At 59.7% G+C, this 26,602-nt stretch carries 25 protein-coding genes; 13 read left to right on the top strand and 12 right to left on the bottom strand.

Features of this window, described 5'->3' with window-relative positions; all coding sequences use genetic code 11:
• Positions 1-68 precede the first annotated feature (68 nt).
• The gene (locus KQI82_RS10535; RefSeq protein WP_216632715.1) at positions 69-260 is read right to left on the bottom strand and encodes a hypothetical protein; all 192 of its coding nucleotides are present in this window, start codon (positions 258-260) and stop codon (positions 69-71) included.
• Between KQI82_RS10535 and KQI82_RS10530 the strand changes: the two genes are divergently transcribed.
• From KQI82_RS10530 to KQI82_RS10520, 3 genes are read left to right on the top strand one after another with little or no spacing between them, the layout of a single operon-like run.
• A complete protein-coding gene (locus KQI82_RS10530) occupies positions 259-579 on the top strand; it encodes an STAS domain-containing protein (protein ID WP_216632714.1) in 321 nt (106 codons plus the stop codon). The genes KQI82_RS10535 and KQI82_RS10530 overlap by 2 nt on opposite strands.
• Positions 576-1,013: an anti-sigma F factor gene (gene spoIIAB / locus KQI82_RS10525; protein ID WP_216632713.1), complete on the top strand. Its 438-nt coding sequence runs from the start codon at positions 576-578 to the stop codon at positions 1,011-1,013. Before KQI82_RS10530 ends, spoIIAB begins: the two co-directional genes overlap by 4 nt.
• Entirely contained in the window at positions 1,010-1,711 is a 702-nt protein-coding gene (locus KQI82_RS10520) for a sigma-70 family RNA polymerase sigma factor (protein ID WP_216632712.1), read from the top strand. Before spoIIAB ends, KQI82_RS10520 begins: the two co-directional genes overlap by 4 nt.
• On the opposite strand, the gene KQI82_RS10515 is transcribed toward KQI82_RS10520, so the two are convergent.
• From KQI82_RS10515 to KQI82_RS10495, 6 genes are all read right to left on the bottom strand, one after another.
• On the bottom strand, positions 1,608-2,456 hold the full coding sequence (locus tag KQI82_RS10515) for a TIGR03915 family putative DNA repair protein (protein WP_216632711.1): 849 nt from the start codon (positions 2,454-2,456) through the stop codon (positions 1,608-1,610). The genes KQI82_RS10520 and KQI82_RS10515 overlap by 104 nt on opposite strands.
• Before the next feature lie 21 nt (positions 2,457-2,477).
• Positions 2,478-3,743: a putative DNA modification/repair radical SAM protein gene (locus KQI82_RS10510; RefSeq protein ID WP_216632710.1), complete on the bottom strand. Its 1,266-nt coding sequence runs from the start codon at positions 3,741-3,743 to the stop codon at positions 2,478-2,480.
• A gap of 3 nt (positions 3,744-3,746) precedes the next feature.
• On the bottom strand, positions 3,747-3,869 hold the full coding sequence (locus KQI82_RS15780) for a hypothetical protein (RefSeq protein WP_277602916.1): 123 nt from the start codon (positions 3,867-3,869) through the stop codon (positions 3,747-3,749).
• 128 nt (positions 3,870-3,997) lie between these two features.
• Positions 3,998-5,386 (bottom strand): hypothetical protein, encoded by a 1,389-nt coding sequence (locus KQI82_RS10505; protein WP_216632709.1) that lies wholly within the window; start codon positions 5,384-5,386, stop codon positions 3,998-4,000.
• On the bottom strand, positions 5,383-5,916 hold the full coding sequence (locus tag KQI82_RS10500) for an RNA polymerase sigma factor (protein ID WP_216632708.1): 534 nt from the start codon (positions 5,914-5,916) through the stop codon (positions 5,383-5,385). Before KQI82_RS10500 ends, KQI82_RS10505 begins: the two co-directional genes overlap by 4 nt.
• A 92-nt stretch (positions 5,917-6,008) precedes the next feature.
• Positions 6,009-7,037, bottom strand: a complete 1,029-nt coding sequence (locus KQI82_RS10495; RefSeq protein ID WP_216632707.1) for a threonine aldolase family protein — start codon at positions 7,035-7,037, stop codon at positions 6,009-6,011.
• A 171-nt stretch (positions 7,038-7,208) separates the two neighbouring features.
• Between KQI82_RS10495 and KQI82_RS10490 the strand changes: the two genes are divergently transcribed.
• The 3 genes from KQI82_RS10490 (at position 7,209) to KQI82_RS10480 (ending at position 10,392) form a co-directional block, all read left to right on the top strand.
• Positions 7,209-7,691, top strand: a complete 483-nt coding sequence (locus KQI82_RS10490; RefSeq protein WP_216632706.1) for a DUF4358 domain-containing protein — start codon at positions 7,209-7,211, stop codon at positions 7,689-7,691.
• Between the two features lie 183 nt (positions 7,692-7,874).
• Positions 7,875-9,269: an MBOAT family O-acyltransferase gene (locus KQI82_RS10485; protein ID WP_216632705.1), complete on the top strand. Its 1,395-nt coding sequence runs from the start codon at positions 7,875-7,877 to the stop codon at positions 9,267-9,269.
• Between the two features lie 13 nt (positions 9,270-9,282).
• Positions 9,283-10,392: a DHHW family protein gene (locus KQI82_RS10480; protein ID WP_216632704.1), complete on the top strand. Its 1,110-nt coding sequence runs from the start codon at positions 9,283-9,285 to the stop codon at positions 10,390-10,392.
• Between the two features lie 41 nt (positions 10,393-10,433).
• Here the strand turns inward: KQI82_RS10480 and KQI82_RS10475 are convergent, their stop codons facing one another.
• Positions 10,434-14,435 (bottom strand): M56 family metallopeptidase, encoded by a 4,002-nt coding sequence (locus tag KQI82_RS10475; protein ID WP_216632703.1) that lies wholly within the window; start codon positions 14,433-14,435, stop codon positions 10,434-10,436.
• Positions 14,432-14,803, bottom strand: a complete 372-nt coding sequence (locus tag KQI82_RS10470) for a BlaI/MecI/CopY family transcriptional regulator (protein ID WP_216632702.1) — start codon at positions 14,801-14,803, stop codon at positions 14,432-14,434. The genes KQI82_RS10475 and KQI82_RS10470 overlap by 4 nt, the downstream gene beginning before the upstream one ends.
• 165 nt (positions 14,804-14,968) lie before the next feature.
• Here KQI82_RS10470 and KQI82_RS10465 point away from each other — a divergent pair, with 165 nt between their 5' ends.
• Both KQI82_RS10465 and KQI82_RS10460 read left to right on the top strand, forming a co-directional pair.
• Positions 14,969-17,416, top strand: a complete 2,448-nt coding sequence (locus KQI82_RS10465; protein ID WP_216632701.1) for an ATP-dependent helicase — start codon at positions 14,969-14,971, stop codon at positions 17,414-17,416.
• A gap of 163 nt (positions 17,417-17,579) precedes the next feature.
• Complete coding sequence (locus tag KQI82_RS10460) at positions 17,580-19,979, top strand: hypothetical protein (protein ID WP_216632700.1); 2,400 nt, start codon at positions 17,580-17,582, stop codon at positions 19,977-19,979.
• Between the two features lie 137 nt (positions 19,980-20,116).
• Here KQI82_RS10460 and KQI82_RS10455 read toward each other — a convergent pair whose 3' ends face one another.
• On the bottom strand, positions 20,117-20,743 hold the full coding sequence (locus KQI82_RS10455) for an HAD family hydrolase (RefSeq protein ID WP_216632699.1): 627 nt from the start codon (positions 20,741-20,743) through the stop codon (positions 20,117-20,119).
• A 6-nt stretch (positions 20,744-20,749) separates the two neighbouring features.
• Positions 20,750-21,376 carry a DNA-3-methyladenine glycosylase gene (locus tag KQI82_RS10450; protein ID WP_216632698.1) on the bottom strand — a complete coding sequence of 209 codons (627 nt, stop codon included), beginning with the start codon at positions 21,374-21,376 and terminating at the stop codon, positions 20,750-20,752.
• Positions 21,377-21,440: 64 nt separating this feature from the next.
• Between KQI82_RS10450 and KQI82_RS10445 the strand changes: the two genes are divergently transcribed.
• The 3 genes from KQI82_RS10445 (at position 21,441) to KQI82_RS10435 (ending at position 23,865) form a co-directional block, all read left to right on the top strand.
• The gene (locus KQI82_RS10445) at positions 21,441-22,373 is read left to right on the top strand and encodes a DMT family transporter (RefSeq protein ID WP_216632697.1); all 933 of its coding nucleotides are present in this window, start codon (positions 21,441-21,443) and stop codon (positions 22,371-22,373) included.
• A gap of 104 nt (positions 22,374-22,477) precedes the next feature.
• The gene (locus tag KQI82_RS10440; protein WP_216632696.1) at positions 22,478-23,203 is read left to right on the top strand and encodes a WecB/TagA/CpsF family glycosyltransferase; all 726 of its coding nucleotides are present in this window, start codon (positions 22,478-22,480) and stop codon (positions 23,201-23,203) included.
• On the top strand, positions 23,200-23,865 hold the full coding sequence (locus KQI82_RS10435) for a dTMP kinase (RefSeq protein WP_216632695.1): 666 nt from the start codon (positions 23,200-23,202) through the stop codon (positions 23,863-23,865). The genes KQI82_RS10440 and KQI82_RS10435 overlap by 4 nt, the downstream gene beginning before the upstream one ends.
• Positions 23,866-23,924: 59 nt before the next feature.
• On the opposite strand, the gene KQI82_RS10430 is transcribed toward KQI82_RS10435, so the two are convergent.
• Positions 23,925-24,104, bottom strand: coding sequence for a hypothetical protein (locus tag KQI82_RS10430; RefSeq protein WP_216632694.1), 180 nt, complete (start codon positions 24,102-24,104; stop codon positions 23,925-23,927).
• Between the two features lie 121 nt (positions 24,105-24,225).
• Between KQI82_RS10430 and mltG the strand changes: the two genes are divergently transcribed.
• Positions 24,226-25,371, top strand: a complete 1,146-nt coding sequence (mltG, locus tag KQI82_RS10425; RefSeq protein ID WP_216632693.1) for an endolytic transglycosylase MltG — start codon at positions 24,226-24,228, stop codon at positions 25,369-25,371.
• Positions 25,361-26,599 (top strand): peptidase U32 family protein, encoded by a 1,239-nt coding sequence (locus KQI82_RS10420; protein WP_216632692.1) that lies wholly within the window; start codon positions 25,361-25,363, stop codon positions 26,597-26,599. The genes mltG and KQI82_RS10420 overlap by 11 nt, the downstream gene beginning before the upstream one ends.
• The last annotated feature ends 3 nt before the right edge of the window (positions 26,600-26,602 follow it).

The raw sequence follows: 26,602 nt of genomic DNA, 5'->3' as shown, positions 1-26,602 counted from the left end.
ACTGATCCCAGAAGGGGACGCCCGGACTACCAACCGGACCGTGTTTTTATCTTTGCAGCGGCATTCTATCACATTCCGCCCGGTGAGTCAAATGTGTATGCCTGAAGGTCATGGGTCTGCGGATCAGATATATTTGCGGCAAAAAATACGGCAATTTTTGATTTCCCGATCCAATGGATAGAGGTTTCGACAAAAAACCGGAAGGCGGACATGCTATCATCGAAATCGGGGAATAATTTACCAAAAAGGAGCGTTTCCATGAAAATCAATGCAACAACAGTTGACCGGAACCTCCTGCTGGAATGCAGGGGAGAACTGGACCACAGCGGCGCCAAGGGGGCCATGCGGGAGTTGGATCTGGCAATAGACGCGGCGCTGCCCCTGCGGCTTGTTTTGGATTTTTCCGGCATCACATTTATGGACAGCTCGGGTATCGCGCTGATTTTGCGGGCACACCATAAAATGCAGCTGTTCGGCGGGAACCTGGTGCTGTGCAACGTGCCGTCCCAGGCGATGCGGGTGCTGGACGCGGCAGGGATCAGCCGCATTGTGACCATTCGACAGGAGGAAAGACAATGAAAGCAATCAACTACATATCCATGGAGTTTTTGAGCCGCAGCAGCAACGAGGGCTTTGCCCGTGTGGCTGTGGCGGGCTTTGCCACGCAGATGGACCCCACGTTGGACGAATTGGGCGATATCAAAACGGCGGTGAGCGAGGCGGTGACCAACGCCACCATCCACGCCTATCCGGATTCACTTGGGAAGGTGCTGGTACGGGCCAGGATATTTGAGGGCAACATCCTTGAAATCCTGGTGCGGGACTGGGGACGCGGCATCCCGGATGTGGAGCAGGCCCGCCAGCCCATGTTCACCACCGGCGGGGAAGAGCGCAGCGGTATGGGGTTCACCATCATGGAAAGCTTCATGGATCATCTGACGGTTCGCTCCAAGCCGGGGAAGGGAACCACCGTGGTCATGCGCAGAAAGATCGCGGTGCGGGCCCATCTATGAGTGCTCAGGAGCTTCTGGAAGCCGCCCAACAGGGGGACCAGGACGCCTGTGAGCGGATGCTGAAGGAAAACGCGGGGCTGATCTGGAGCATTGTCCGGAGATATTACGGCCGCGGCGTGGAGTCGGACGACCTCTACCAATTGGGCTGCCTTGGGTTTTTGAAGGCGGTCCGCGGATTCGACTTCCAGTACGGCACTTGCTTTTCCACGTACGCCGTGCCGAAAATCGCCGGTGAAATCCGTCGTTTTTTGCGGGACGACGGAGCGGTAAAAGTATGCCGCAGTATACGGGAACAAGGACAAATGCTTTACAGGGAACGGGAGCGGCTGCGGCGGGAGTTGGGCCGGGAGCCGGTCCTTTCAGAACTGGCGGAGGCCACCGGAATGCGCCTGGAGGAGATCGCCCAGATCGACCTGGCCACCGAGGCGCCGGAATCGCTGCAGCAGGAGATAGCTGAGGGGCTGACGCTGGAGGGCGTGTTGGGCGGAGAGGCGCCGGAGGAGGGACTGGTGGAAAAAATTGCCCTCCGGGAGGCCATAGACCGCCTGCCGGAAAAAGAGCGGATGACCATTTTGCTCCGCTTTTTCAAAGGCTTTACTCAGGAGCAGGCGGCCCGGGTGCTTGGAGTCTCCCAGGTGCAGGTATCCCGCCTGGAGCGGCGGGGCCTTCAACGGCTGCGGGAGAATTTTTCGCCTTAAAATAAGAAGGGGGCTGAAACTCCGTCATGGTGTTCCAATAGCGCTTGGGCATCTGCGTCATGCGGCATTTGGGATTGTAGCGCTCCTTAATGGCGATGGTGTCATAGAAGCGTTTCCAGAGGATGCGGTAGGATGCCTCCTCCTCGTCCGGCGGCGCCATCTCGAAATCCTCCAGTGGACGGATCTCCGATTTGCGGTCGGCGTAGAGCAGCACCTCGTGGTGAGTCCGGTCGTAGATGAAGAAGGTCTCATTCTGATAGCGGCCGCAGAAGTGGCCACGCAGGATGGGAAGCACCCGGTTTTTCGGCTCGATTTCAGCACCCAGGATGCCGGAGAATTCGGAGAACCGGACGAATCCCCGCAGGAGATGAGCCTCGCCCTCCAGATGGCGGACAGCGGTAAAGACAGGGTAACAAACCTCGTCGGAAAAACGGCGGAGCAGCGGCGCGCCCACCCGATAGAGCTTTCGGATCAGCAGATACAGGCGGTATTCCCGGTCCGGAAGGCAGGTCAGAAACCCCTTGCGGATCAGGTTTCCAGCCTGGGGCGAAATCTTGACCAGACTGCGGTAGACCCGCAGTGCGTGGGCCCGGTCGGTCTCCACCGTCCTTGTGGCAAACAGCACAGGTGCGAAGTCCTCATCGCTGTAAATAGCGGTGAGGACTTCTCTTCTTGTATAGCTTTCAAAGACGCAGCAGAGAAACCCTTCAAAACTGCCGTCATACAGATAGACCAGTTCAGACATTGTATCCATCCTTGTTTTAGTTCATCCGGCGTCAAAGAGGGACAGCTGCTCCGCCTGGGGAAGAGGCAGGGAGGGCCGCTCCGCCGCGATCAGCCCCTGCAGCAGGCTGTCCGGCGAGAAGCGGAGGCCCTCCGCCATCTTTCCGCATGCGGTCAGGAAGTACTGGGCCCGCTTCATCACCACGCCCAACTTCTTCAAATCCTCGTGATGCAGCGGTCCGGCCCGGCGGGAGACCAGGATGCGTTTGGCGCTGCGAACGCCCACGCCGGGGATGCGCAGCAGCGCTTCATAGTCGGCCGAGTTGACCTCCACCGGAAAAAAGTCCAGATGGGCAAGGGCCCAGCTGCATTTTGGGTCCACCAGGGGGTTGAAATCCGGATGCTCCTGGTCCAACAGTTCCTCCGCCCGGAAGCCGTAAAACCGCAGCAGCCAGTCGGCCTGATAGAGTCTGTGCTCCCGCAGCAGGGGCGGCTTGGTCTCTTTGGAAGGCAGCAGAGCGTTTTCCACAACAGGCACATAAGCGGAGTAGAACACACGTTTGAGTTGATACTTGTCATACAGCCCCTGGGTCAGGGAGAGGATGTGCAGGTCTGAATCAGCGGTGGCGCCTACAATCAGCTGGGTGCTCTGCCCGGCGGGAGCAAACTTCGGCGCGTGGCGGTATTTGACCAGTTCCTCCCGGTTTTCCAGGTTCTTTTGCTGAATCTGGCGCATAGGGGTGAAGATGGCCTGCTTTGTCTTATCCGGAGCCAGAGTCTTCAGCCCTGACTCAGAGGGCAGTTCGATGTTGACGGAGAGCCGGTCCGCCAGCAGGCCCAGCTGGCTCACCAGCTCCGGTGAGGTGCCGGGAATGGCCTTGGCGTGGACATAGCCGTTGAAGCGGTACTGCTGGCGCAGGATGGTCAATGACCGGACCATCAGCTCCGTGGTGTAGTCCGGAGAGCGGAGTACGCCGGAGGAGAGAAAAAGCCCCTCGATGTAGTTCCGGCGGTAAAAGCCGATGGTCAGCTCCGCCAGCTCCTCCGGCGTAAACGCGGTGCGGCGGACATCGTTGCTGCGGCGGTTGACACAGTACTTGCAGTCATAGACGCAGCAGTTGGTCATCAGCACTTTCAGCAACGTAACGCATCGACCGTCGGCGGAGAAGCTGTGGCAGCATCCCGCTACAGAGGAAGAGGTATTGCCGATATAGCCCTGCCGGAAGCCGCGCCTGCTGCCGCTGGAGGTGCAGGCGGCGTCGTATTTGGCCGCATCGGAGAGAATGGTCAGCTTCTCCAGCAGATCCATGACTCAGGCGGCGCGGCGGCGTACACGGCGGCGCTCAGGCCGCTCAATGAGGTCGATCAGGCGAAACAGCTGCACCGTCAGGAAAGCGGCGCCGATCAGGATGAAAAGAAAGGTCCAGCCACTCATAAGTCAAATCCTCCGTATCGAATATTTGTTCTATACATACTATATATCGAACAAGCGTTCGTGTCAAGAGAAAATCAGAAAAAATAAAAACCCCTCCCTTTTTAAAAGGGAGGGGTTTTTGCGGCCGCTTACGGGTTTCCCGACTCATCCAGGCGCAAAGAGGTGTAGCTGCCGCCGTACCAGTCGCTGTTCCAGTGGCTGGCCGGGTCGGCGCTGTAGGGGAACAGGTTGGTATACACCGGCATGTCGTAGCAAAATCCGGTCCAGAAGACGGTCCATTCGGCGGGCACATTCAGGTTGTAGGCCATATAGCCGCAGCGGTCTTCCGAGAAGAAGGGGTAGCTGAAGCGAACCGTGGGCAGGGCGTGGGAATCGCCGAAGAAATCGTAGTAGGTCCGGCTGTCCACTTCCACGTCTCCGTAATATGGCTGCCCATCGGAGGTCCAAAGAATCCGGCAGGTGAAGTCCGAAGGATAGGAGGAGGGGTGGATATCCGGCTGATAGTCCGGATTTACATTTGCGATGTTCTGCCAGTTGGAGCGGAGGGTGGTCTCCTCCAGGGTAAAAAAGGAGTAAATGCGATAGCTCAGATCGCCGGTCCGTACGATCACCGTATCAAAGCGCAGCTTTGTCTTTTCCCGGTCACCGCCGTTTTCCTGATCCCGGGCGGTAAAACACCAGTCCGCGCTATCAAGCCGCTGCCGCTCCGCATCGTCCAAGCGCTCCAACAGGTCTGAGGGGAAACCAATCTGAAGGAGATTTTCCTCCACGTCCGTTGGAGCTGTAAAGGACTGCTTTTCCACCGGCACGTGGTTGAAATACAAGGTGCAGCCCACCACCAGGACCAGAAGGCTCAGGTAGTACCAGCGCTGTAAAAGGCCGCTGCTCAGGCGCACAGGGGAGGCCTGCACCGAATAGCCGCAGACATCCAACGAATCGGAGACGCGGCTGAGCGAGCGGAGGATGAGCACATAGGCCACAAGGACTATGACGCCGCCCAAAAGACCGATGTTGGGCAGCCACAGGGCCAGAATGAGTATGACGGCGTACCAGATCATGGCACCCAACAGCGGATCATCCTCCTGTTTTCTTCCAACCGCGTGGAAAGCCTCCTGTAGGGCCCGGCGGAAGCAGAAGAACAACAGGAAGGTGACGGCGGCGCCCGCCGCCCCATGGACTGTGCCAGCCAGACTGGAGGCGGCATAGGGCGTGGCGCAAAGCACATTACCAACGTAAATCAAAATAACTTCACAAAGTGCCAAACAGGAGGAAATTCGAAACCACTTGTTGTTGCCCCGCAGTGTGCGGAATCCAAGATAGAGCTGCATGGCGCCGACAGCCGGCAGAATATATTGGAGATTGAAAAAATTCAGCGTGATGGAGGTGAGCAAAAGTCCTGCCACAATGCGGTCGATGGCGCCGCGCCAGGGGGTGATCTCCTGCACCGCTTCCTCCAGGGGCGGGAACTCCTCCAGGGATTCGGACAGGGAACGGTCAAACTTCTCCCATTCATTCATAGAGCGTCACCTCCCAGTTCCTCCTGCAGCCGCTTGCGCAGCCGGTAGAGCCGCCCCTCAGCCGCGCGGAGGGACAGGCCCATTTCGGCGGCAATCTGCGCCATGGGCTGCATGTAATAGTATTTCCGGTAAAAGAGCTGCCGGTCCCTATGGTCCATGCGGGCGACAAGGGCCTTAAGCTGCTCCAGCTGCTCCTTGCGCATCAGCGCGTCCTCGGGCGTACCGACGGAGGCGGGTTCCTCCTGCGTCTCATGGGCGCTGCGCCGCTGTATGGATTTGAGGCGGTTCAGGGCCATATTTCTTGACACAGCGGTCAGATAGGTTGCAAGGGACGCTTTTTCCGGGTCATAGGTGTCCATCTTCTGCCACAGGCACAGGCACACCTCATTGTAACAGTCCTCCACCTCCTGAGGATGGCGGAGGATACCGCCGATCACGTAGTGCATCAAGCCGCTGTAGCGGCTCAGCAGCTGCTCCAGGCCCTCGCTTTGATGGGTGCGCAGCAGCTCCACAATGGATGCATCCTCCATATCCAGCCTCCTTTCTCTTGTCTCTACTCTATCATACAACGCCGCCGGGAAAAACCCACAAAAAAGCCGCCCATTTTTCTGGGCGGCTTCTGCTAAGAATGGATTTGGGCCAGGTCCTCCAAAAAGCGGTCCACATCCCGGGCCTCGGTGGCCCAGCTGGTGACCAGCCGTACCCGGGTCCGGCGGGGTCCCACCGGCGCGTCCACAGTGAAGTCGTAGGAGGAGGCAAGGCGTTCGGCCACGTGGTTGGGGAAGACGGGGAAGATCTGATTGGACGGGGAGTGGTAGGACAGCTCGTACCCAAGGGCGGAGATGCCCTCCCTCAGGCGGGCGGCCTGCTCGTTGGCGTGACGCGCAAGATGCAGATAGAGGCCGTCCTTCAAAAGAGCCTGGAACTGGACGCCTAAGAGACGGCCCTTGGCCAGCATGGCGCCCCGCTGCTTCATATAGTACCGGAAATGATCCTTGACGCTCTCCCGCACCAGAACCACCGCCTCACCGAACAGAGCGCCGTTCTTGGTCCCGCCAATGGTGAAGGCATCGGTATAGCGGGGCAGGTCCGACCAGGTCAGGTCGTTTCCGGGCGCAGTGAGGGCGGAGCCCAGGCGGGCACCGTCCAGGTAGAGGAAAAGCCCATTCTCATCGCAGCATCTGCGCAGGGCGGCCAATTCTGATTTGCTGTAAAGTGTACCCACTTCCGTGGTATTGGAAATGTATATCAGGCGGGGATGCACCATGTGCTCTGAGGAGTGGGCGGCCACCGCCTGCTCCACCATGGCCGGCGTCACCTTTCCGTCGGCAGAGGGGAGCGCCGCCACCTTGTGGCCGGTGAGCTCGATGGCGCCGGTCTCGTGGACGTTGATATGGCCCGTGTGGGCGGCAATCACCGCCTCATAGGAGCGGAGGAAGGCGTGGATGGTCAGGAGATTCGCCTGGGTTCCGCCCACCACAAAATGGATGTCCGCCTCCGGGGCGGTGCAGAGGGAGCGGATGGCATCCGCCGCCGCGGCGCAGTAATCGTCCAGACCGTAGCCGCGGGTCTGCTCTGAGTTGGTCTCGGCCAGAGCCTGCAAAACAAGGGGGTGGGCCCCTTCGCTGTAATCATTGGCAAAGCTGTACATAAAACTCCCCTTTGGTAAAATGTAGAAGGCGAACAAATTATAGCGCCCGGCGCGGAAAAAAGCAAGCATGTATGAAATGGAAGCTTCAGGGGAAAACTATGGGAACTTTTTCCCACGCTGTCCCGTCTGAGTACGGGAAAGAAACAAATCAACAAACAAAGGAGTCCATATATGAAAAAACAAGTGATACTGCTGCTGAGCGCCGTGCTTGTGCTGATCCTGCTGACCGGCTGCAAGGGTTCGGAGACGCCTAAAGAGGTGAATCTCACAGACTTTTACAACTCCCTGGCGGAGCGCTACGGCTGGGAGGGCACCTATCTTGTGGATGTGACCGATGAGCTGCAGGAGACCTATTATCCCGGGCTTGGGGAGTATACGCTGGTCCAGAAAGTGATGAAGATGCCCATGATGTCCTCTGTGGTGGCGGAGTTTGCCTTTGTCCAGTGCGAGACGGAGGAGGACGCCGGGAAGGTGGCTGAAATTTTCCAGAAGCGGGCGGATGAACAGGCGGAGGGCGGCGCCTGGTACCCGGAGTCCATGGAGGCCTGGGGCGATGCCCAGGTGCTGACGGAGGGGCCCTACGTGGCGCTGATCGCCTATGCGGAGAACGGGCAGGAAGTGGTGGACCAGTGGAAGGCGCTTTTTGACGAATAAGCCTTGTTTCCCGGAAAAATTGTGATACAATTTGTATCGTTCCGCAAATGGCGGCGGGCCGCGAATCAGACGGAGCAGGCTGCCGTTTGCCGGAGACAGTGTACGGAAATCAGCTGTAGACGGACGTTTACCGGTTGCCGCGGCTTTGGGGCCGCGGCAACCATACTGTAAGGAGAGAGACTTTTGGTTTTCAGCAGTTTGACATTTTTATTCTACTATCTGCCTGTGGTGCTGCTCCTGTATTTTGCGGTCCCGCTCCATTGGCGCAATGTGGTGTTGCTGATCGTCAGCCTGCTCTTCTATGGCTGGGGCGAACCGGTGTACATTGCAATTATGGTCCTGTCCATCCTCATCGACTATTCCCACGGACTGCTGGTGGAGAAATACAGGGCAAACGATAAAAAGGCCCGACGGTTTGTGGCGCAGTCCGTGGTGTTCAACCTGATGCTTCTGGGCTTTTTCAAGTACTATGACTTTTTCGCCGCCAATCTGTCCCTGATTCCCGGCGTTCAGATCCCCCAGTTGGGGCTGAGCCTGCCCATCGGCATCTCTTTTTTCACCTTCCAGACCATGAGCTACACCATCGATGTGTACCGCGCTGACGCGCCGGTGCAGCGGAACCTTTTGACATTTGGGACCTTTGTCACCATGTTCCCCCAGCTGATCGCCGGCCCCATTGTCAAGTATAAGACTGTGGCCCGGGAGCTGAACGAACGCACCCACAGCCCGGAGGGGTTTGCCTCTGGCGTGCAGCTCTTTGTGATCGGCCTTGCCAAAAAGGTGCTGCTTGCCAACTCCATCGGCGCGCTGTGGGATACGTCCCTTGCGGCCCAGCTCTCGGGAACCTTGACGGTGGCGGGCGGCTGGCTGGGCCTTGCGGCCTACTCGTTCCAGATTTATTTTGACTTTTCCGGATACTCCGATATGGCCATCGGCCTGGGCAGGATGTTCGGTTTTCACTTTGAGCAGAACTTCGACCACCCGTATCTCTCCTCGTCGGTGACGGAGTTCTGGCGCCGGTGGCACATGTCATTGACCTCCTGGTTCCGGGAATACGTCTATATTCCCCTTGGGGGCAATCGGGGCGGGACGGCCAGGACGCTGCGCAATATTGTGATCGTGTGGTTTCTCACCGGCTTCTGGCACGGCGCGGGCTGGAACTTCATTCTGTGGGGGCTGTACTTTGCCGTCTGGCTCATTTTGGAGAAGTTCCTCCTCAAAGGCGTCCTCAGTAAGACGCCCGCCTGGGTAAAGCATCTTTACACCCTGTTGGTGGTGGCGGTGGGCTGGGGAATTTTCGCCATCGAGGACATGGGCCGCTGTCTTGCCTATCTCTCCACCTGCTTTGGAAACGGCGCGCTGTGGAGCGCGGCGGACGGTTACGCGCTGCGCAGCTACGCGCTGACGCTGATCGTTCTGATATTGGCCTCCACGCTTTTTGGAAAGCGGGTGTGGGGCGCGCTTTCGCCGCGGCTGCGGCAGCTTGTCTTCCCGGTGCTGATGGTGGGGGCGCTGATCCTCTGCACCGCCTATCTGGTGGACGGCAGCTATAATCCCTTTTTGTATTTCCGGTTTTGAGAGGAGGGTGAAGATGCAAAAACGATACGCGCAGTTCATCTCCGTTTTGTTCTGCCTCTTTATCGGCGGATTCTTTGCCCTCCACCTGATTCTCCCGGACCGGGAGAAGTCGGAGGTGGAAAACCGCACCCTTCAGCAGGCCCCCCGTTTTTCCGTGGGGGCGGTGTTAGACGGCAGCTTTATGGAGGACGTGGAAACCTATATTGCCGACCAGTTTCCCATGCGGGATGAGTGGACCGGGGTAAAGGCCCGCAGTGAGCAGGCCATCGGCAAGCGGGAATTTAGCGGAGTCTACCTCTGCGGCGATACGCTGATCGCCAGGGTGAATGAGCCGGACGCGGCCCTGGTGGAGAAAAACCTGGGCTATGTGAAGGCATTGGCGGAAAAAACGGAGCTTCCCGTGTACCTGGGGCTGATCCCCTCGGCTGCGGAGGTGTGGAAGGACCGTCTGCCGGAGGGAGCGGCCTCCTATGACCAGAGGCTGGTTTTGGATCAGGCCCGGACAATAGGCGTACCTCTGGTGGAGTATTCCTCCGTGCTGACCGATCACGCGGAGGAGCCCATTTTTTATCGGACGGACCACCACTGGACCACCTTGGGCGCCTACTACGGCTATACCGCCGCGGCCCGGGCCATGGGCCTGGATATCGAGCCCATGGGCGAACCACGGCAGGTCAGCGACAGCTTTTCCGGTACGCTCTACTCCACCTCGGGCATCCACTGGCTGAAGCCGGATGCCATGGAGATTGCCGTGGAGGAGGAAGGAGTGGATGTGACCTCCTACCGCACCGGCAAGCCGGAGGCGGGAGCGCTGTATGACTGGAGCAAGTTGGAGGGGAAGGACAAGTACTCCTTCTTCTTAGGCGGCAACCAACCCCTTTGCATCGTGGAGAGTCAGTCCGCGAAAGAGGGCGGGCGCCTTCTAATCATCCGGGACTCCTACGCCGACTCCCTGGCTCCGTTCCTGTCTCAGAACTTTGAGCAGGTGCATCTGCTGGACCTGCGCTATTATAAAGGCTCCGTGGCGGAGTACGCGCGGGAAAACGGCATAGACGCGGTTTTGATCTCCTACAGCGTGCCCAACTTCATCGAAGAAAAAAACATGGCCCTGTTAGGCCAATAGGAAAGGACGCCCCGTGGGGCGTCCTTTCCTGACAAATCCGTTTATTCTTCGGGGGCCATGTAGCAGTTGAGCAGAGGACAAAGGGGGTTTGCCTCAATGCCGTTGCGGCTCAAAAAGTCCTCTACCACCGTCTGGGAGCAGACTCTCAGGCAGCCGTAGTGGCGGCGGCTCAGGAAGTTGTGCTCCAGATACTGCACATCCGTTGGCTCCGTCAGCACATAGACATAGGTCTGATCGGTGCCGATGACGCCGCCGGCCGCGCCCACGAACTGGGAGAGGTCGGTGCCGAACTGATCTTCAAATTCAGACCGGGGCCAGATTGTCAGGTTCCAAACGAAGCCGTCTCCGTATTTCTGAAAGGCCCCGTTCTCCCGGAGGGTGAAGACCGACCGTCCGCCCTCCTCCGTGCTGGTTCGCACTGTGCCAAATTGGTCCCAGCCCACCGGATAGGCAAGGGTCAGGCCGTAAGTGTCCTCCCGGACCGTTTTTGTCTTGGAGCCGTCCAAATCGCGGATGGCCGTTTCCACCCGGTTGTAAAAAGCCTCAGCCCGGCGGCCCTCCGATGTGGAGGGGAACTCACCCGGCAGATTTCTTGCCTCATACTGCCATTGGTTATACTGGGCCTCCAGGGCCAGCAGGTGGACGAGGTCCGCCCGCGCATCTTCCCCAAGGCCGGAGAGGGTAAGGCTCAGGTCATAGGGCGTGCGGAGGTACTGGTCAAAGAGGATGTTCAGAGCGCTCTCCGCCCGGATGCCCTCATAGAAGGTGACGTCTGCGGGGGAACCGCTGATTTCCAGCAGGAAGTTTGCCACCACGTCGGCGCTCTGGTGATTCAGGAAAGAGGAATAGGCGCCCTCCCAATAGGAGGAGGTCTCCTGGGCGCAGGCAAGAGACAGTCCCTCCTGATAGGACCCCATGGCGGTTCGGACCAGTTTTGCAGAGTCGGCGGGGAAGCGGGTCTCCACCTGCGCAAGCCAGTCCGTGTCGGCGGGACGGGAAGCGGAGGGAGGGGACGGAACGGCGACGCCGCCTGACGGGGCCCAGAAGTCCCGTATGTAGAAGAGCTCTCCCTGCTTTTCCAATGTCACAGAGCAGGGGAAAAAGCACTGGCGCAGCAAGGTGAGATCGATGCCGCCGGTGTAGCCGGACTCCTGATAGAGGGCCACGCCATAGTAGGTGGAAAGAGTTTCACCGGTTTCGGCGATGGAGAGCACCGCGTGGGCCTCGGCGGCGTAGAGCGCGTCTTCTCCCAAGGAAGCGCCGACATGCTCCATCACCGCCTCACGAAAGGCGTCCTCCGGGTCAAAAAATACGTCGCTTTCAAAGAGCATGGATTGGAAAGTTGCCCAAAAGAGATCTGAGTCCGGGCCGCAGTCGTTGATCATCTGAGCGCCCACATAGGAGCGGCTGCCGTCCTCGTTTGCATGGAATAGAAGATGGGTGCAGTAGGGATAGGAGGGGCAGACCCATCCGTCCTCCTTCAGGTACATGCCGCCGGCCAGCGTCACGGACTCCGGCGAGGAGGAGTGGAACTCATAGTTGAGGTTGTATAGCTCCACCGGCACGCCGTGAACCTCATAGGAGCCGGTGAAGGTCAGGCTCTCAATGCGCCAGTCGTCGTAGTGGGGGTCATCCTCCCGGTCGTAGTCTTTTTCCTCACGATAGAAGCCCTCCACCGTCTCTTTGGCCGCGGCCAGCACGTCTTCCGGGACGTCAACGCCCTCCATCACATGGTCGCTGGTGGAGCGGTTGTCCCGGTAGGATTCCAGTGAGTCGCCGGTAAAGCGGAGGAAGCGCTGGACCGTGGCCCAGTTGTTCTGCTCATCGTATCCGCTCAGAGGCAGCAGGAAGGTCTCGCTGTCAAAGGACCCAAATTCCCAGTAGCTCCAGCTGGGGTAGGCGTCCTGTATCAGCGAATCCAGATGGATCTGGTAGAGCGCGCCTTGGCGACGGAAGAGGAAATAGAGGCCCCGCTCCTCCGGCTCCGCGCCCAGGGGCTCCCAGAGAAGCTCCTGCTGGCCGTCCAGGTCCATGTCATACGTGGAGCAGCCGCCGGTGGTTTCAAACAGCAGCTGAAGCTGTCCCGCATCGTCGCAGGTATAATAGGCGGTCACCGAGGTGCCCATAAAAATGGGATATGTGATCTGGAAGCCGTCGTACCCAAGGAGGTTGGAGAAGGGATGGATGGAAAGGCGTCCGTCGGTGGCGTCGTACTCCACAGTCAAAAAGCAGTCCGCCGTCCAGAGCCCCGATTCGCCATTGGTGAGGGCGGCGTAAATGGTTTCATCCGCGGCGCGGTAGAAGACAACGGTGCGCCCTTTCAGATTGCCCTGCTCCATGGGACAGGATTGCAGAATCTCAAAAAGATCGGAGACATGCTCCTCAGTGGGGGCGGCCTCCAGCGGATGGGGGAGCGCGCCTTCAAGGGAGAGCACCTGGTCCAGCTCTCCGGCGGGAGGGGGCAGGTAGCGCTGGTTGGAGACGAAGTGATAGCCGCCGCCTGTCTTTCGCAGCGTGAGCACCTTATATCCATCGTCCATAAACCAGTCGTCATAGATGAGGCGGATCAGGTCTCCACGGCGGCTGCCGGAGGAAAAGGCGACGCTGCTCCGATAGTTGGTGTCGCCGTGGGCCCAGAAGTAGGTGTCATGTTCCGGGAAATAGTGGAACTGGTCAAGCCCAACCCCCGCCGACTCCTCCAAAGAGATGCCCATATACCGCTGTAAGAGGCCATCCATTTCCTCAGCGGACATTTGGTAGGTGGCACAATCCGGGTCCACGCCGCCATACGCCGCGTCAATGACCTGCTGCCAGACATCGTCGGGCAGGGCGGGGGCAGAGAGATCGTGAAGCTCTGAGCCTGGAATCCCGCAGTAAAAGAGCGCAAAGAGGTCGATTTCCTCCGGTGAGTCATAGAGGGAAGAGAGGAACTGGTTGCGGAGGTTGTAATCCTCCCCATTGAAGTATTCTTCATTAAAGTAGCGCAGCTCCTCCTCATCGATGGGGTCCCAGGGCTTTTCCGCTGCGGCGCCGGTGAAGGCAAAAGCGCAGACGGCGGCCACCAAGGCCACCACGGCGAACAGCGCCGCCGCCACGCTCTGGCGCTTTTGAGCGATTCGCTGGATGCGGTCTTTGAGCTGCTGCTTGCCTGAGGTCATGGTGGTTGCGGTGCGCAAAAGCCCGGTGGGAACGGTTTTCACCGGAATAAGGGACAGCAGCGTCTGGCCATAGGGGATCCGCTGCTCCTCGCCCAGGCGCCGTACGGCGGACTCGTCGCAGGCCAGCTCACAGTCCGTGCGGGAGGCCGCGGCGGCGGCCCAGACCAGGGGGTTGAACCAATAGACCGAGAGGCACAGGCACCGCAGAAGCGACCAGATGTGGTCCCCGTGGCGGTGGTGGGCTGTTTCATGGGCCAGCACGTGGCGCAGCCGCTCTTGCGAGGAGCAGGAGGAGGGCGTCAGATAGACGGCGGGGCGGAGAAGTCCGAACAGGCAGGGCGAGTCAAGCCCCTCTTCCACCAGGTAGCAGGGCAGGGTGGTCTCCTTTGTCTCAAAGGGGCGGCGGGTTTTGCGCAGCCGGCGGTAAAAAAGCAGATTTCCCACAAGGAACCAGCCGCCGGTCACAAGGATTCCGGCCTTCCAAACCAGAGAGAGCACCTCCGAGGCGCTCAGGCGGTCGGCGTAGCGGGTGACGGTCTGGCCGTCCCGGGAGAGGACGGGGTAGCCGAAGGAGGCGCCGTCCGGCACCACCTGGCCGGGCTGCACCTGCCGGGAGAAGGGGTACTCCTCCGCCGGAGCGCGGTCCATGGGCAGGACATAGACCGTCCGGCTGTCCAATTGGGCGGAGACCGTCTCCTGGACGTCTTGGGTGACGCTGAGGGCGCTGAAGCCCATGTCCGGCAGGTTTACCGGAACCAGCAGCCGCAGCGCCACCACAAGCCACAGGGCATATTGGACCCGGCGGCTGATGTTATGGCGGAACAGCCGGCGCAGCGTAAGCAGCGCAAGAATCAGCAGGGAAGAGGTAATCAGGATTTCTTTCATAACGAATCCTCCTTCGATTGCCGCAGCAGCTCGGAAAGCTCCGCAAGGTCTTGTTCCGTCAGGGCGTTGCCGGACACCATGGCATTGACCAAAGAGCCGAATCCGCCCACCTTGTGGAGAAAGCTCTCCGTCTCCGTCAAAATCGCGTCCTCCCGGCGGATGGAGGGATAGTACTGTTTGGCCCGGGCCCCCTCCGCATAGTGGACGGCGCCCTTAGATTCCATCCGCCCCAGCATGGTGATGACTGTGTGCTTGGACCAGCCGGTTTCCTCCCGCAGCGCGCCCACCAGCTCCGTAATGGTGCGGGGCGATTGCTCCCACAGGCGGTTCATCACTTTCCACTCCCCGTCGGACAGATTGATCTTCATGTGCGTATCCTCCCCAATTGGTAAACTCTTGTCTACCTTCAGGATAGCAGAGAGGTAGACGAATGTCAACCTTTTCTTGCCGCTCATTTCTTGCCGCTCATTTCACCTTGACCTCAGGAGGGTTCTATCGTAGAATAGACAAAGATTTTAAGAATGGGTGGAACTATGAACAACGAACGATATGTAGCGGCCCGCAAGCGGGTCATTGAGCGGGATTTCCAGCGCCTGAACCCGGAGCAGCGCCGGGCGGCCATGGCCACGGAAGGGCCGCTGCTGCTGTTGGCAGGCGCGGGGAGCGGAAAGACCACCGTGCTGATCCAGCGGGTGTATAACCTGTTGACCTATGGCCGGGGCAGCGACTGCGATGAGGTTCCGGAGTGGGCGTCGGAGGAGGACCTAAAGTTTCTGGAGCACTATCCAGACCATCCCACGGAGGAGGAGAAGCGCAGGGCCAGAAGGCTTTGCGCCGTGGAGAGCGCGGTGCCCTGGTCGGTGCTGGCCATCACCTTCACCAACAAGGCGGCGGGGGAGCTGAAAGAGCGCCTGGCGGCCCGGCTGGGCTCGGCGGCCAACGACATCTGGGCCTCCACCTTCCACTCCGCCTGCGTGAAGATTCTGCGGCGGGACGCGGACAAGGTGGGCTTCAGCAAGGACTTCACCATCTATGATACCGACGACAGCAAGCGGGTCATCAAGGATGTGCTGAAGGAGCTGGGACTGGAGGAAAAATCCTTTCCGCCCCGGGACGTGCTCTCCATCATCAGCAGCTCCAAGGACAAGTACGAAAGCCCCCGGGAGTTTGCCCGGCGCATGGAAGCCACCAACGACTGGCGCTTAAAGCGCATCGCCAGGGTTTACGATGCCTATCAGGAACGGCTGCGTACGGCCAACGCCATGGATTTTGACGATATCATCTACCACACGGTGGAGCTTTTACAGCGCAGCGAGGAGACCCGGACCTTCTATCAGCGCAAGTTCCGCTATGTGTTGGTGGACGAGTACCAGGACACCAACCACCTCCAGTATCTGCTGACCTCCCTGCTGGCGGGCGGGTATCAGAACATCTGCGTGGTGGGCGACGACGACCAGTCCATCTACCGCTTCCGGGGCGCCAACATTGAGAACATCCTCAGCTTTGAAAAGCAGTATAAAAACGCGCGGGTGATCCGCCTGGAGCAGAACTACCGCTCCACCCAGAACATCCTGGACGCCGCCAACGCGGTGATCCGCAACAACCATGGCCGAAAGGGCAAGACCCTTTGGACAGAGAACGGCGGCGGCAGCCTGGTGACGGTGAAAACCACCTTCAGCGAGATGGATGAGGCAAACTATGTGGTTTCCTCCATCCTCTCCGAGTGCCGCCGGGGCCGCAGCTTCCGGGACTGCGCCGTGCTCTATCGCATGAACGCCCAGTCCAACGCGCTGGAGCAGGCGCTGCGGCGCAACGGTGTCACCTACAAGGTGGTGGGCGGCATGAAGTTCTTTGACCGCGCTGAGATCAAGGACATGCTGGCGTATCTGTGCGTGATCAACAACCCGGACGACGATCTGCGCCTCACCCGCATCATCAATGTGCCCGCCCGCTCCATCGGCGCCGCCACGGTGGAGAAGGTGCAGACCCTGGCCAGGAGTCAGGGGACGTCCATGTTTGAGATTCTGACCCGGGCGGCCTCCTATGCGGAACTTAAGAGCGCGGCGGGAAAGCTTGGAAAGTTTGCCCAGCTGATCGCTTCTCTCCGCGCCCAGGCCTCTTCCATGGAGCTCCCGGAGTTCTATGAGCAGGTCTGTGCCCAGACGGGTTATACCGCCGCGTTGATGGAAAAGGACGACATGGAGAGCCGGGGCCGGTTGGAGAACGTCCAGGAGCTCCAGTCCAGCATTGTGGGCTTTTTGGAAAACCAGCCGGAGGACCCTACGCTGTCCGGCTTCCTCAATGAGATTGCCCTGTACACCGATCTGGATGCGGTGAACGAGGGGGACGACGCAGTGACGCTGATGACCATTCACAGCGCCAAGGGGCTGGAATTTCCGTCGGTTTATGTGGTTGGCATGGAGGACGGCATCTTCCCGGGCAACCGCGCCATCGGAGAAGAGGAGGAAATGGAGGAGGAGCGGCGGCTGTGTTATGTGGCCATGACCCGGGCCAAGGAGCAGCTGACGCTGGTTAATGCCCGCCAGCGGATGCTCTACGGCCGCACCAGCAGCAATATGCCCTCCCGGTTCCTTGAGGAGATTCCGGCAGAGAACATGGAGTGGCTCAGCAAGTCGGAGCCGCGCCGCGGCGCCTGGGAGGACGACGATCCCTTCTTCCGGGAGCAGGAGGGCTGGAGTCCCCGGCGGGGTGCCGCGGCCGCCGGGAGTCCCGGTACCGTCCGGGAGAGCGGAGCGCCCCGCCGTGCGATTTCGCCTTCCGCCGCCCGGAAGGCGGTATCTTCCGCTCCGCTGCTGGAGCTGGTCAAGGGCGACATGGTGGAGCACAGCGCCTTTGGAACCGGCATGGTGGTTTCCGTCCGGCCCATGGGCGGCGACGCCTTGGTGGAGGTGGCCTTTGACGGCATCGGCACCAAGAAGCTGATGCTCAAATCCGCCGGCATACATATGAAAAAGCTGTAAATACACGAACGCCAGAGGGGACTGCCGCAGTTCCCTCTGGTGTTATGTTTCTAATTATTATTACAAATTGAAAGAAACTTTATAAAATATATCCTCTCCCGTAACCAGTGCCATGTAAGATAATCCCAACGACACGACATTGACTGATAAGGAGAATCAAGTGATGAACCATACTTGCAGGAAACTGTTTGCAATCCTTTTGTCCCTGACCGTGATGGCGTCCGCCATCTCCCTGACCGCTTTCGCCGAGGAGAGCCAGGATCAGGCCGGCGCCGGGGAGAAGACGGAGAACACGCTCAACCCGGAAGGCGGAGCGGATTCCGATTCCGCCGAAGAAGATGATGAGTATACCGAGCCCTCTGAAGAAGCGGGTGCCGAGCCTGGTGATCCTTCCAAGGAAGCGGAGGACGTCGAGAACGGTTCGGAGGATATCCAGGACGAGGAAGGCAAGGAGACTGAGCCCTCTGAGGATGAGGACGAAATCGGCTTGGAGGAAGGGATTTCCCTGTTTTCCGCACCGGCAGAGGAGATCGGCCGTCTTTTGGTTCAGGACGAGAGCGGCGAGTTGGAATACGACACCGCCGCGGTGGTGATCGACGCCTCCGGCGATTACACCATCTCCGGCACCGGAATCGGTGAGAACAATGTGCAGATCGTGAGCGGAAGCGACGAGGCCCTGGAGGTTTCCCTGACTCTGGACAATGTGACCATCGGCGAACTGGAGAGCGGCCTTTCCGCCATTGAGATCGGCGAGGGGTGCAGCGTGGAACTCACCGTGGTGGGCGACGTGTACCTCACCGGCGGAAACGGCGGCGCGGGTATCGCGGTGCCTGCGGGCTCCGCTCTGGTCATCACCGGGGACGGCAGCCTCACCGCCATCGGCAGCAACGGCAGCGATGAAAACGCTTCCGGCGCCGGTATCGGCGGCACTGCCGCCAATGGCTCCAGCGGTGAGATATCTGTGGGCTCCCTGAGCGCTCTCACTGCACAGGGGTACGGCTCCTTTGCCGCGGGGATCGGCAGCGCCAATGGCAACAGCGGCTCCATCGAACTGTCCCAGGTCGGCAATGTCCGCGTTCAGGGCGCCTGGGCGGGCTATGAAAACCAGACCGACTCCAACAGGAACAGCCCCGATGGCGGCCCCGCCATCGGCGGCGGCGGAAAAGGCCCCAACGAATACAACAGCGACGGTTCCGACGGCACGGGCCTCTGCGGCGACATCACCATCACCGGCACCACCATTCTCAGCGCGGTGGGCGGAAACAAGAGCGCGGCCATCGGCTCCTCCTGCTGGTCCAACTGCGGCACCATCACCATTGACCGTTCCAGCCTCTCCGGCATTTTGGGCGGAGGCTGCGGCGGCGCCGGAATCGGACTGGGCCGCTACAACACCAACGCCACCGGCGATGTGGAGATCATCATCACCGATTCCACCGTCAGCGCCAAGGGCGGCGCCCTGGGTCCCGCCATCGGCACCACCAGCACCGACGACCTGGGCGGCCGCAATGCCGAGACCAACTCCTCCGTCACCATTGCGAACAGCACGGTGGAGGCCATTGCCGGCCAGGGCGCGGCGGCCATCGGCGCCGGGTACCGGTTCGGCAACGTGCGGATCAGCATTGAGAAAAATTCCTCCGTCTACGCCTTAGGCGGTGTGTTGGAGAGCAAGAGCGAGATCAACAAGAACGGCGCGTCCGCCATCGGCAGCGGCGCCTATGGCAGCTGGTGCCCCGGCTCCTCCTACGGCGAATCCACCGAAAGCCGCGGCATCACCGATTTCTACGGTCCCTGTGAAATCTCCATCGACAGCACCTGCTCTGTGGTGGCCCTCTCCAACGGCGGCAAATGGGCCGTTGACCTTGGCGGGGGACATAGCTCCGACGTCTCCGGCGTGGCGCCCATGATCCAAGCCAGATTCCTGGTGGAACAGGGAGTGCTGTCCTTCTCCAAGGAGGCGCTGGGCCAGAGCGCCTATTACGAAAAAAATGATGCCGATGCGTGCGCCATGATCGCCTCCAACGCGGAGAACACAGTGAACATGGCTGGCCGGAGCGTCACCCTTCCCGCCGGATACATCTGCGCGGCTGTGACCACCGGCCAGACCGGGATCTTCCGCATCCAGACCAGCGACGATACGCTGCGCTTCAGCCAGTACGACGATGCCAACGCGGCCTTTGATTACGCGGGCCAGGAGAGCCTGGCGAAGGCCGACGCGGCCTTTGCGGCCAACGATGGCCTGGCGGAGAGCTCCTACCTCTATGTGGCGCTGCGGGGCGACGAGGTTCCGGAGGAAAAACCGACTCCCGGCGGCAATGAAGACAACTCCGACGAACCTTCCGGCGAAACGCCCACTGTCCCGGAGACCATTGTGGACGAGGACGTCCCCATGGGCGATCTGCCTGAGGTGGAGGCTGCGCCTGAGGAGAGCGCTGAAATCCCGGAGGAAGAGGTTCCTCTGGCCGATGCCCCCAAGACGGGAGACGGCAGTCTGCTGTTTTTCGGTGCCATGCTGAGCTCCCTGGGCGGCCTTGTGGTGCTGATGCGGAAAAAGGTCAGCGAGTAAATGGCAATCTCAATATGGTCCATAGGCGGAACATACGGGATTAAAAGAGCTCAATCAGATCATAACGACAGAATATAGGGAAAGAGCATCCCGCTCCGGGTTACCCGGAGCGGGATGCTCTTTTGCCGGAAGGATACTCAGAGAAGCTCCTCAAAGCTTTTGAGGTACACGTCGCAAAACTCCCGCATGGCTTGCTCATCCGCGGCAAAGAAGGGGTCGTAGACGCCAACCACCCGCATCCTGGCGGCCCTGGCGCCTTTGCAGGCCTGAAGCGAGTCGTCGAACACGGTGCAGCGCTCCGGTTCCACGCCGGATTTTTGGGCGGCCAGCAGAAAAATCTCCGGGTCTTTTTTTTCAAGGCCCAAATCGTGGGCGAAAAAAATCTCTTCAAAATAGGGCTCTAACTTGTGCTGGGCCAGCACCGCCCGGCAGTGCTGGGGAACGCTGGAGGTGATGACGGCCATCCTGCGCCCCTCGGCACGGCATTTTTTCAGGTAGGCCCGGACACCGGGCTTGATGGGGACGTGGTGGGCATAGGCGTCCTTGGCCAGCTCCATCCACTCCGCCATGATCTCCTCACAGGACTCCTCCAGGCGGCAGTACTCCTTGGTGAATTTGGCGGCCAGAGGGAAGATGGTGTGGGCCACACCCTCATAATAGGCATGGGTATAGGGAAGGCCGCGCTTTGCAAGGAACGCCCGGTCCACGTCCTTCCAGATTCCGTTGGAATCCACCAGCGTGCCGTCCAAATCAAAGAAAAACATCCGTTTTCACTCCTTTTCCTCCAGATAAAACCGCCACGGAAAGTCCACGGCCTCCTCGGCATAGTCGATGCCGATCCGTTTGCTGACATGAATCCGGTGGGAAAGATGCGCGTCGCCCGGGACGCCGGCATCCTCCGCACGGTCGCAGACAAACAGGGGAGGGGCGGTGAGATCCAGCCCATTTTCAAGTTTGGTAAGTGATAAGCCTTTACAGACCTTGCCCGGGCCGTTCAGAAAATTCTTTCGCTGATACGCGCTGAGCCGCTTGTCCTCTATGGCGCCGAACCGGAGACGCCGGATCGTCTGCTCGCCCCAGACCGGGGAGAGGCCGCGGATCAGCACGGCGGCGGGCTCCCCCTCCGGCTCTGTGACAAAGTTCAGACAGTGGTACATCCCATAGATGAGGTAGATATAGGCGTGGCCGGGAGGGCCGAACAAGGTCTCCGTCCTGGGGGTGCGGCGATAGCCGTAGGCGTGGCAGGCCTTGTCCATGCGCCCCACGTAAGTCTCGGTCTCGGTGATGCGGCAGACCAGAGGCTCGCCATCCCGGATGCGCACCAGATATTTTCCAAGAAGCGCCCGGGCCGTCTCCACTGTGTCTCCGCTATAAAATTTCCGGTGAAGTATTGCCATTTCCACACCTCTGTGATAGCATTTTCCGTATTGTAACATTTTATTGTATGAGGAGCAAGCAAATATGAGGACAAACCACCTCCGCCAGAACTCGTGCGCTGTGCTGGCGGCGTTCATATGGGGAACCGCTTTTGTAGCCCAGAGCATCTGCGCAAGATATGTCTCGCCGTTTACCTTTACCGCCTCAAGGTTCGTCATTGCCACGCTGGTGATGGGGGGAATTGTGGCCGTCATTGAGGTCCGGCAGAGGAAGCAGGACAAGGAGCGCGGGCCCAGGGACTGGAAGGCGCTTTTGACTGCAGGAACGCTCTGCGGAACGCTGTTGGGCGCCTCCACCATTTTGCAGCAGGCGGGACTGGGCGGCACCAGCGCCGGAAAGGCCGGATTCATCACCGCCCTTTATATTGTGGTGGTCCCGATTTTAGGGCTGTTCCTCCATAAAAAAGTGACGCCGCTTGTCTGGATGGGTATGGGTTCCGCCGTGTTTGGACTGTATTTTCTCTGCATAACGGAGTCTTTCTCCGTCTCGCTCAGCGATACGTTTGTGATCCTCTGCGCCATTTTTTTCGCGGTGCATATTTTGGTGGTGGACCACTATGACGGCAGGGTGAATTCCATAGAGCTCTCTCTTGTGCAGTTGGCGGTGGCCACTGTGTGGGCGCTGCTGGGCATGCTGCTATTTGAAACGCCTGACGCGGGGACCATTGAGGGTCTGCGCCTTTGCTTCTGGCCCATCCTCTACATGGGTATTTTCCCAAGCGGCGTGGCCTACACCCTTCAAATTCTGGCCCAGCGAGAGTCCAACCCCACAGTGACCGCGCTGCTGATGAGTTTGGAGTCCGTGTTTGCCGCGGTGGCCGGCGCGCTGATTCTGAAGGATCAGATGAGCGGGAGGGAGTACTTAGGCTGCTTTTTGATGATGGTGGCGGTGGTGCTGGCCCAGCTGCCGCCGATCCCCCTGAAAAAGAAGGAAGAGGACCTGACGGTGGAATCATAGGAAAAAAGCGGGTATGCGCCTGCATGCCCGCTTTTTGTTTTGGTTGGACAAAGAGAAGTTTCTGTGGTAAAATCAAATGGACTTTGTGTTGAAGAGGTGTTTCCGTGCGCATAGATGTATTGGGCGTTGGATTTGACAACCTGACCATGGCGGAGGCGGTGGAACAGGGGATGAAGCTGATTGCAGAGGGCGGGTGCCACTATGTGGTGACGCCAAACCCTGAGATCGTGGAGGTCTGCCGGGAAAATCCCGCCGCAAACGAAGCGGTGAACGGGGCGGATCTGGTGCTGCCTGACGGGGTGGGTGTGGTCAAAGGCGCCCGGATTTTAGGGACGCCCCTGAAGGAGAAAACGCCTGGCGTTGAGTTTGCGGCACACCTGATGGAGCGGCTGGCCGCCGAGGGGAAGTCCCTCTTCCTTTTGGGAGCTAAGCCCGGCATTGCGGAGCAGGCGGCCGAAAAGCTGAAGGAGACCTATCCCGATCTGGTGATTGCCGGCACTCACGACGGCTACTTCAAGGAGGATGAGCCGGTGGTGGCGGAGATTGCCGGCAGCGGCGCGGACGTGGTCTTTGTGTGCCTGGGCGCGCCCAAGCAGGAGCTTTGGATGAAGCGGTACGGCCCGGCCACCGGCGCCCGTCTGCTCTGCGGACTGGGCGGAAGCTTGGACGTGTTTGCCGGCGTGGTGCAGCGCGCGCCCGCCGTATGGAGCCGCATGGGGCTGGAGTGGCTTTACCGGCTGCTCAAGGAGCCGCGGCGCATTGGGCGGATGATGAAGCTGCCCCTGTTTTTGGTGCATGTTTACGGCCAGAAAGGGAAGAAAAAGGGATGAGCGGGAAGCTGATTGTATTTGAGGGTACGGACGGCTCAGGAAAGGCGACCCAGGCCAGGCTGCTGTGCCGGAGGCTGGAGCGGCAGGGTATGGCGTTTCGGGAGATCGATTTCCCCCGCTACGGGGCCCCTTCCGCGGCCATGGTGGAGGAGTATCTCAGCGGCGCGCTGGGAAAGAATCCCGGGGATGTGAACGCCTATGCGGCCTCCACCTTTTACGCCATAGACCGCTATGCCTCTTATAAGCAGGACTGGGGTCCTTTTTACGAAGGAGGCGGTCTGGTCGTTGCCAACCGCTATACCACCTCCAATGCCGTGCATCAGGCGTCCAAGCTTGCGCAAGCGGAGCGGGAGGCCTATCTCAGGTGGCTCTTTGACTTTGAGTACAGGCTGCTTGGACTGCCCGCGCCCGCGCTGGTGCTGTACCTGGACCTGCCCACGGAACTGAGCGGACAGATGATGCGTCAAAGAGAGCGGCAGACCGGAACCCAGGCCGATATCCATGAAAATAACGAGGCCTACCTGCGCGCCTGCCGGGAAAACGCCCGCCAGATCGCAAGGGACCTGGGCTGGAAGGTGATCCAGTGCGCCTCCGGCGGGAGGGTCCGCAGCGCGGAGGACATCGAGGACGAGGTCTATCGGGAGATCCAGCGGCTTCTGTAGGGGCTGTCCCAAAGCGAAACGGCAAAAAAGGACGCGGCGCGCCCTTTTTTGCACAGGGATCAGCAGCAGGGATTGCAGCAGTCGTTTCCGCAGTTGTTGCCGCAGCCGTTCCCGCATCCACATCCACAGCCACAGCTGTTTCCGCAGGTAGAACCGCTGTTTCCGCAGCAGCAGCAAATCAGGACGATGATCACGATCAGCCAGATGCAGGAGCAATTGTTGGAGTTATTGAACCACATTGTTTTGTCACCTCACCTTGTTTTCTATAGACCATCTTATGCGTGAGGTGACGGTTGGGAACTTGACCAACAAAAGATTTTTGCCGCCGCGGCTCCAGCGGCGGAGAAAGGCGCTGAGTATATGGGCAAACAAAACGACACTACAGGCTGGGACGCAAAACAGGTCCGTTCCCAGTCGGACTCTTATCGTCAGGAGCGGCAGCATCCCCGCCGGCGGGGCACGCGGGCGGCAAACGTCGTGCTGTATCTGCTGGTCGTGGTGCTCTCCTCCGCCATTTTGGCCGGTGTGGGATGGCTTCTGGCCAACGACCTGTGCTCCTTTAACAAGGAGCCGGTGACCACCACCATTGAAGTGACGGCGGACGATACGCTGGGATCTGTGGCAGGCAAGCTGAAAGACGAGGGGCTGATCCAGTACAAATGGTTTTTCCGGCTCTTTGCCAAGGTGGCCGGCGCCGAGGACAGCATTGGGATCGGCTCCTATGAGCTCAACAGCGATATGGATTACCGGGCTTTGATCGTGGCTATGAAGAACGGCTCCGGCAGTTTGAACACGGACACGGTGCGCGTTACCATTCCGGAGGGCTATACGGTCCGGCAGATCATCCAGCTGCTTGCGGACAACGGTGTAAACACGGTGGACGCGCTGACGGACGCGGCACAGAACTATGCGTTTGACTATGATTTCATCGACAATCAGAATTTAGGCGATGTCAGTCGGCTGGAGGGGTATCTCTTCCCGGACACCTATGACTTCTACCTCAATGAGAATCCCGCCAACGCATTGGGCCGTCTCATCAAAAACTTCAACACCAAGTTTGACGAGCAAATGCGCAAGCAGTCGGAGGATTCCGGCTACTCCATGCAGCAGATCGTCATCATCGCCTCTCTCATTGAAAAGGAGACGGACGGTACGGATCAGAGTAAGATCGCCTCGGTCATCTACAACCGCCTTGCGGACTCCGGAAGCCACGGAACCTATCGCATGCTGCAAATCGACGCCTCGCTGCTCTATGGCCTGCCGGATCACACCGGAGCCCTGACCAACGAAGACCTGAAGGCCGATACTCCCTACAACCTCTATAAGTACCAGGGCCTGCCGCCCACGGCCATCGCCAACCCGGGCCTTGCGGCCCTGCAGGCGGCGGTGAATCCGGAGAGCACGGAATCCTATTACTATGCCCTGGGCAAGGATGGGAAGCACCACTTCTTTGCCACGCTGAAAGAGCATCAGGCCTTTACCAGCAGCGATCAGTATGGCGGATAAGAAAAAGCCGGAGCTGCTCTGTCCGGCGGGAGATATGGAAAAGCTGCGGATGGCCGTGCTCTATGGGGCCGACGCGGTGTATCTGGCGGGAACTGCCTTCGGGATGCGCTCCTTCACCGGAAATTTTTCGGCGGAGGAGCTGCCCCGGGCAGTGCGCTATGCCCACGACCACGGCGTGCGTGTCCACTGCACGGTGAACACCATGCCCCGCAGCGGCGAGGTGGAGCAGCTGCCCGCCCACCTGGAGCGGTTGGAAGAGGCGGGAGTGGACGCGCTGATCCTGGCGGACCTGGGCGTATTCCGCCTGGCGGAGCGCTACGCGCCCCATTGCCAGCGGCACATCAGCACCCAGGCAAGCATTGCAAATCACGAGTGCGCCCGGGCCTGGTACGATTTGGGCGCCAGCCGCGTCATCCTGGCCAGGGAATTGAGCCTGGAGGAGATCAGGGGCATCCGGGAGAAGACCCCGGCCCGGCTGGAGATCGAAGCCTTTGTCCACGGAGCTATGTGTGTCAGCTATTCGGGAAGATGCCTACTGTCCAACTATATGACGGGGCGGGATTCCAACCGCGGAATGTGCGCCCAGCCCTGCCGCTATCAGTATGCGCTGATGGAGGAGAAGCGGCCCGGGGAATACTTCCCGGTGTTCGAGGACGAAAAGGGCACATATATTATGAATTCCCGGGATATGTGCATGATCGATCATTTGGAGGATCTGATGTCTGTCCCGATCGACAGCCTGAAGATCGAGGGGCGGGCCAAATCCGCCTACTATGCGGCCATCGTCACCGGGGCCTACCGCCACTGCCTTGACGCGGCATCCCGTGGGGAGAGGCCCGACCCGGTCTGGCGGGACGAGGTGGAGCATGTCAGCCACCGCCACTACTCCACCGGCTTTTTCTACGGTGAGCCGGGCCAGTACTATGCGGATTCCCGCTATATCCGGGAGTGGCAGGTCTGCGCCATTGTGATGGACTGCGATCCCTCCGGCGGCGCGGTTCTATCCCTGCGCAATAAGTTCTCTGCCGGCGACACGGTGGAGGTCGTAGGACCGGATGTAAAGCCATTTTCCATGGTAGTTCCTGTGATGGAAGATGAAGAGGGATCTCCGCTGTACGAGCCCCGCACGCCTCAGATGGAATTTCGCATGCAGCTTCCCGCTGCGGTTCCGAAGTACTCCATTGTGCGCCATGCGGTGGAGCTTTCCCCCAAGGACAGAGAGAAATGAGGC

The organism is Dysosmobacter acutus (assembly GCF_018919205.1).
In the GTDB taxonomy this organism is placed as follows: Bacteria; Bacillota; Clostridia; order Oscillospirales; family Oscillospiraceae; genus Oscillibacter; species Oscillibacter acutus.
Note: the sequence above shows the minus strand (reverse complement) of the source record. Positions and strands in the feature narration are given on the sequence as shown.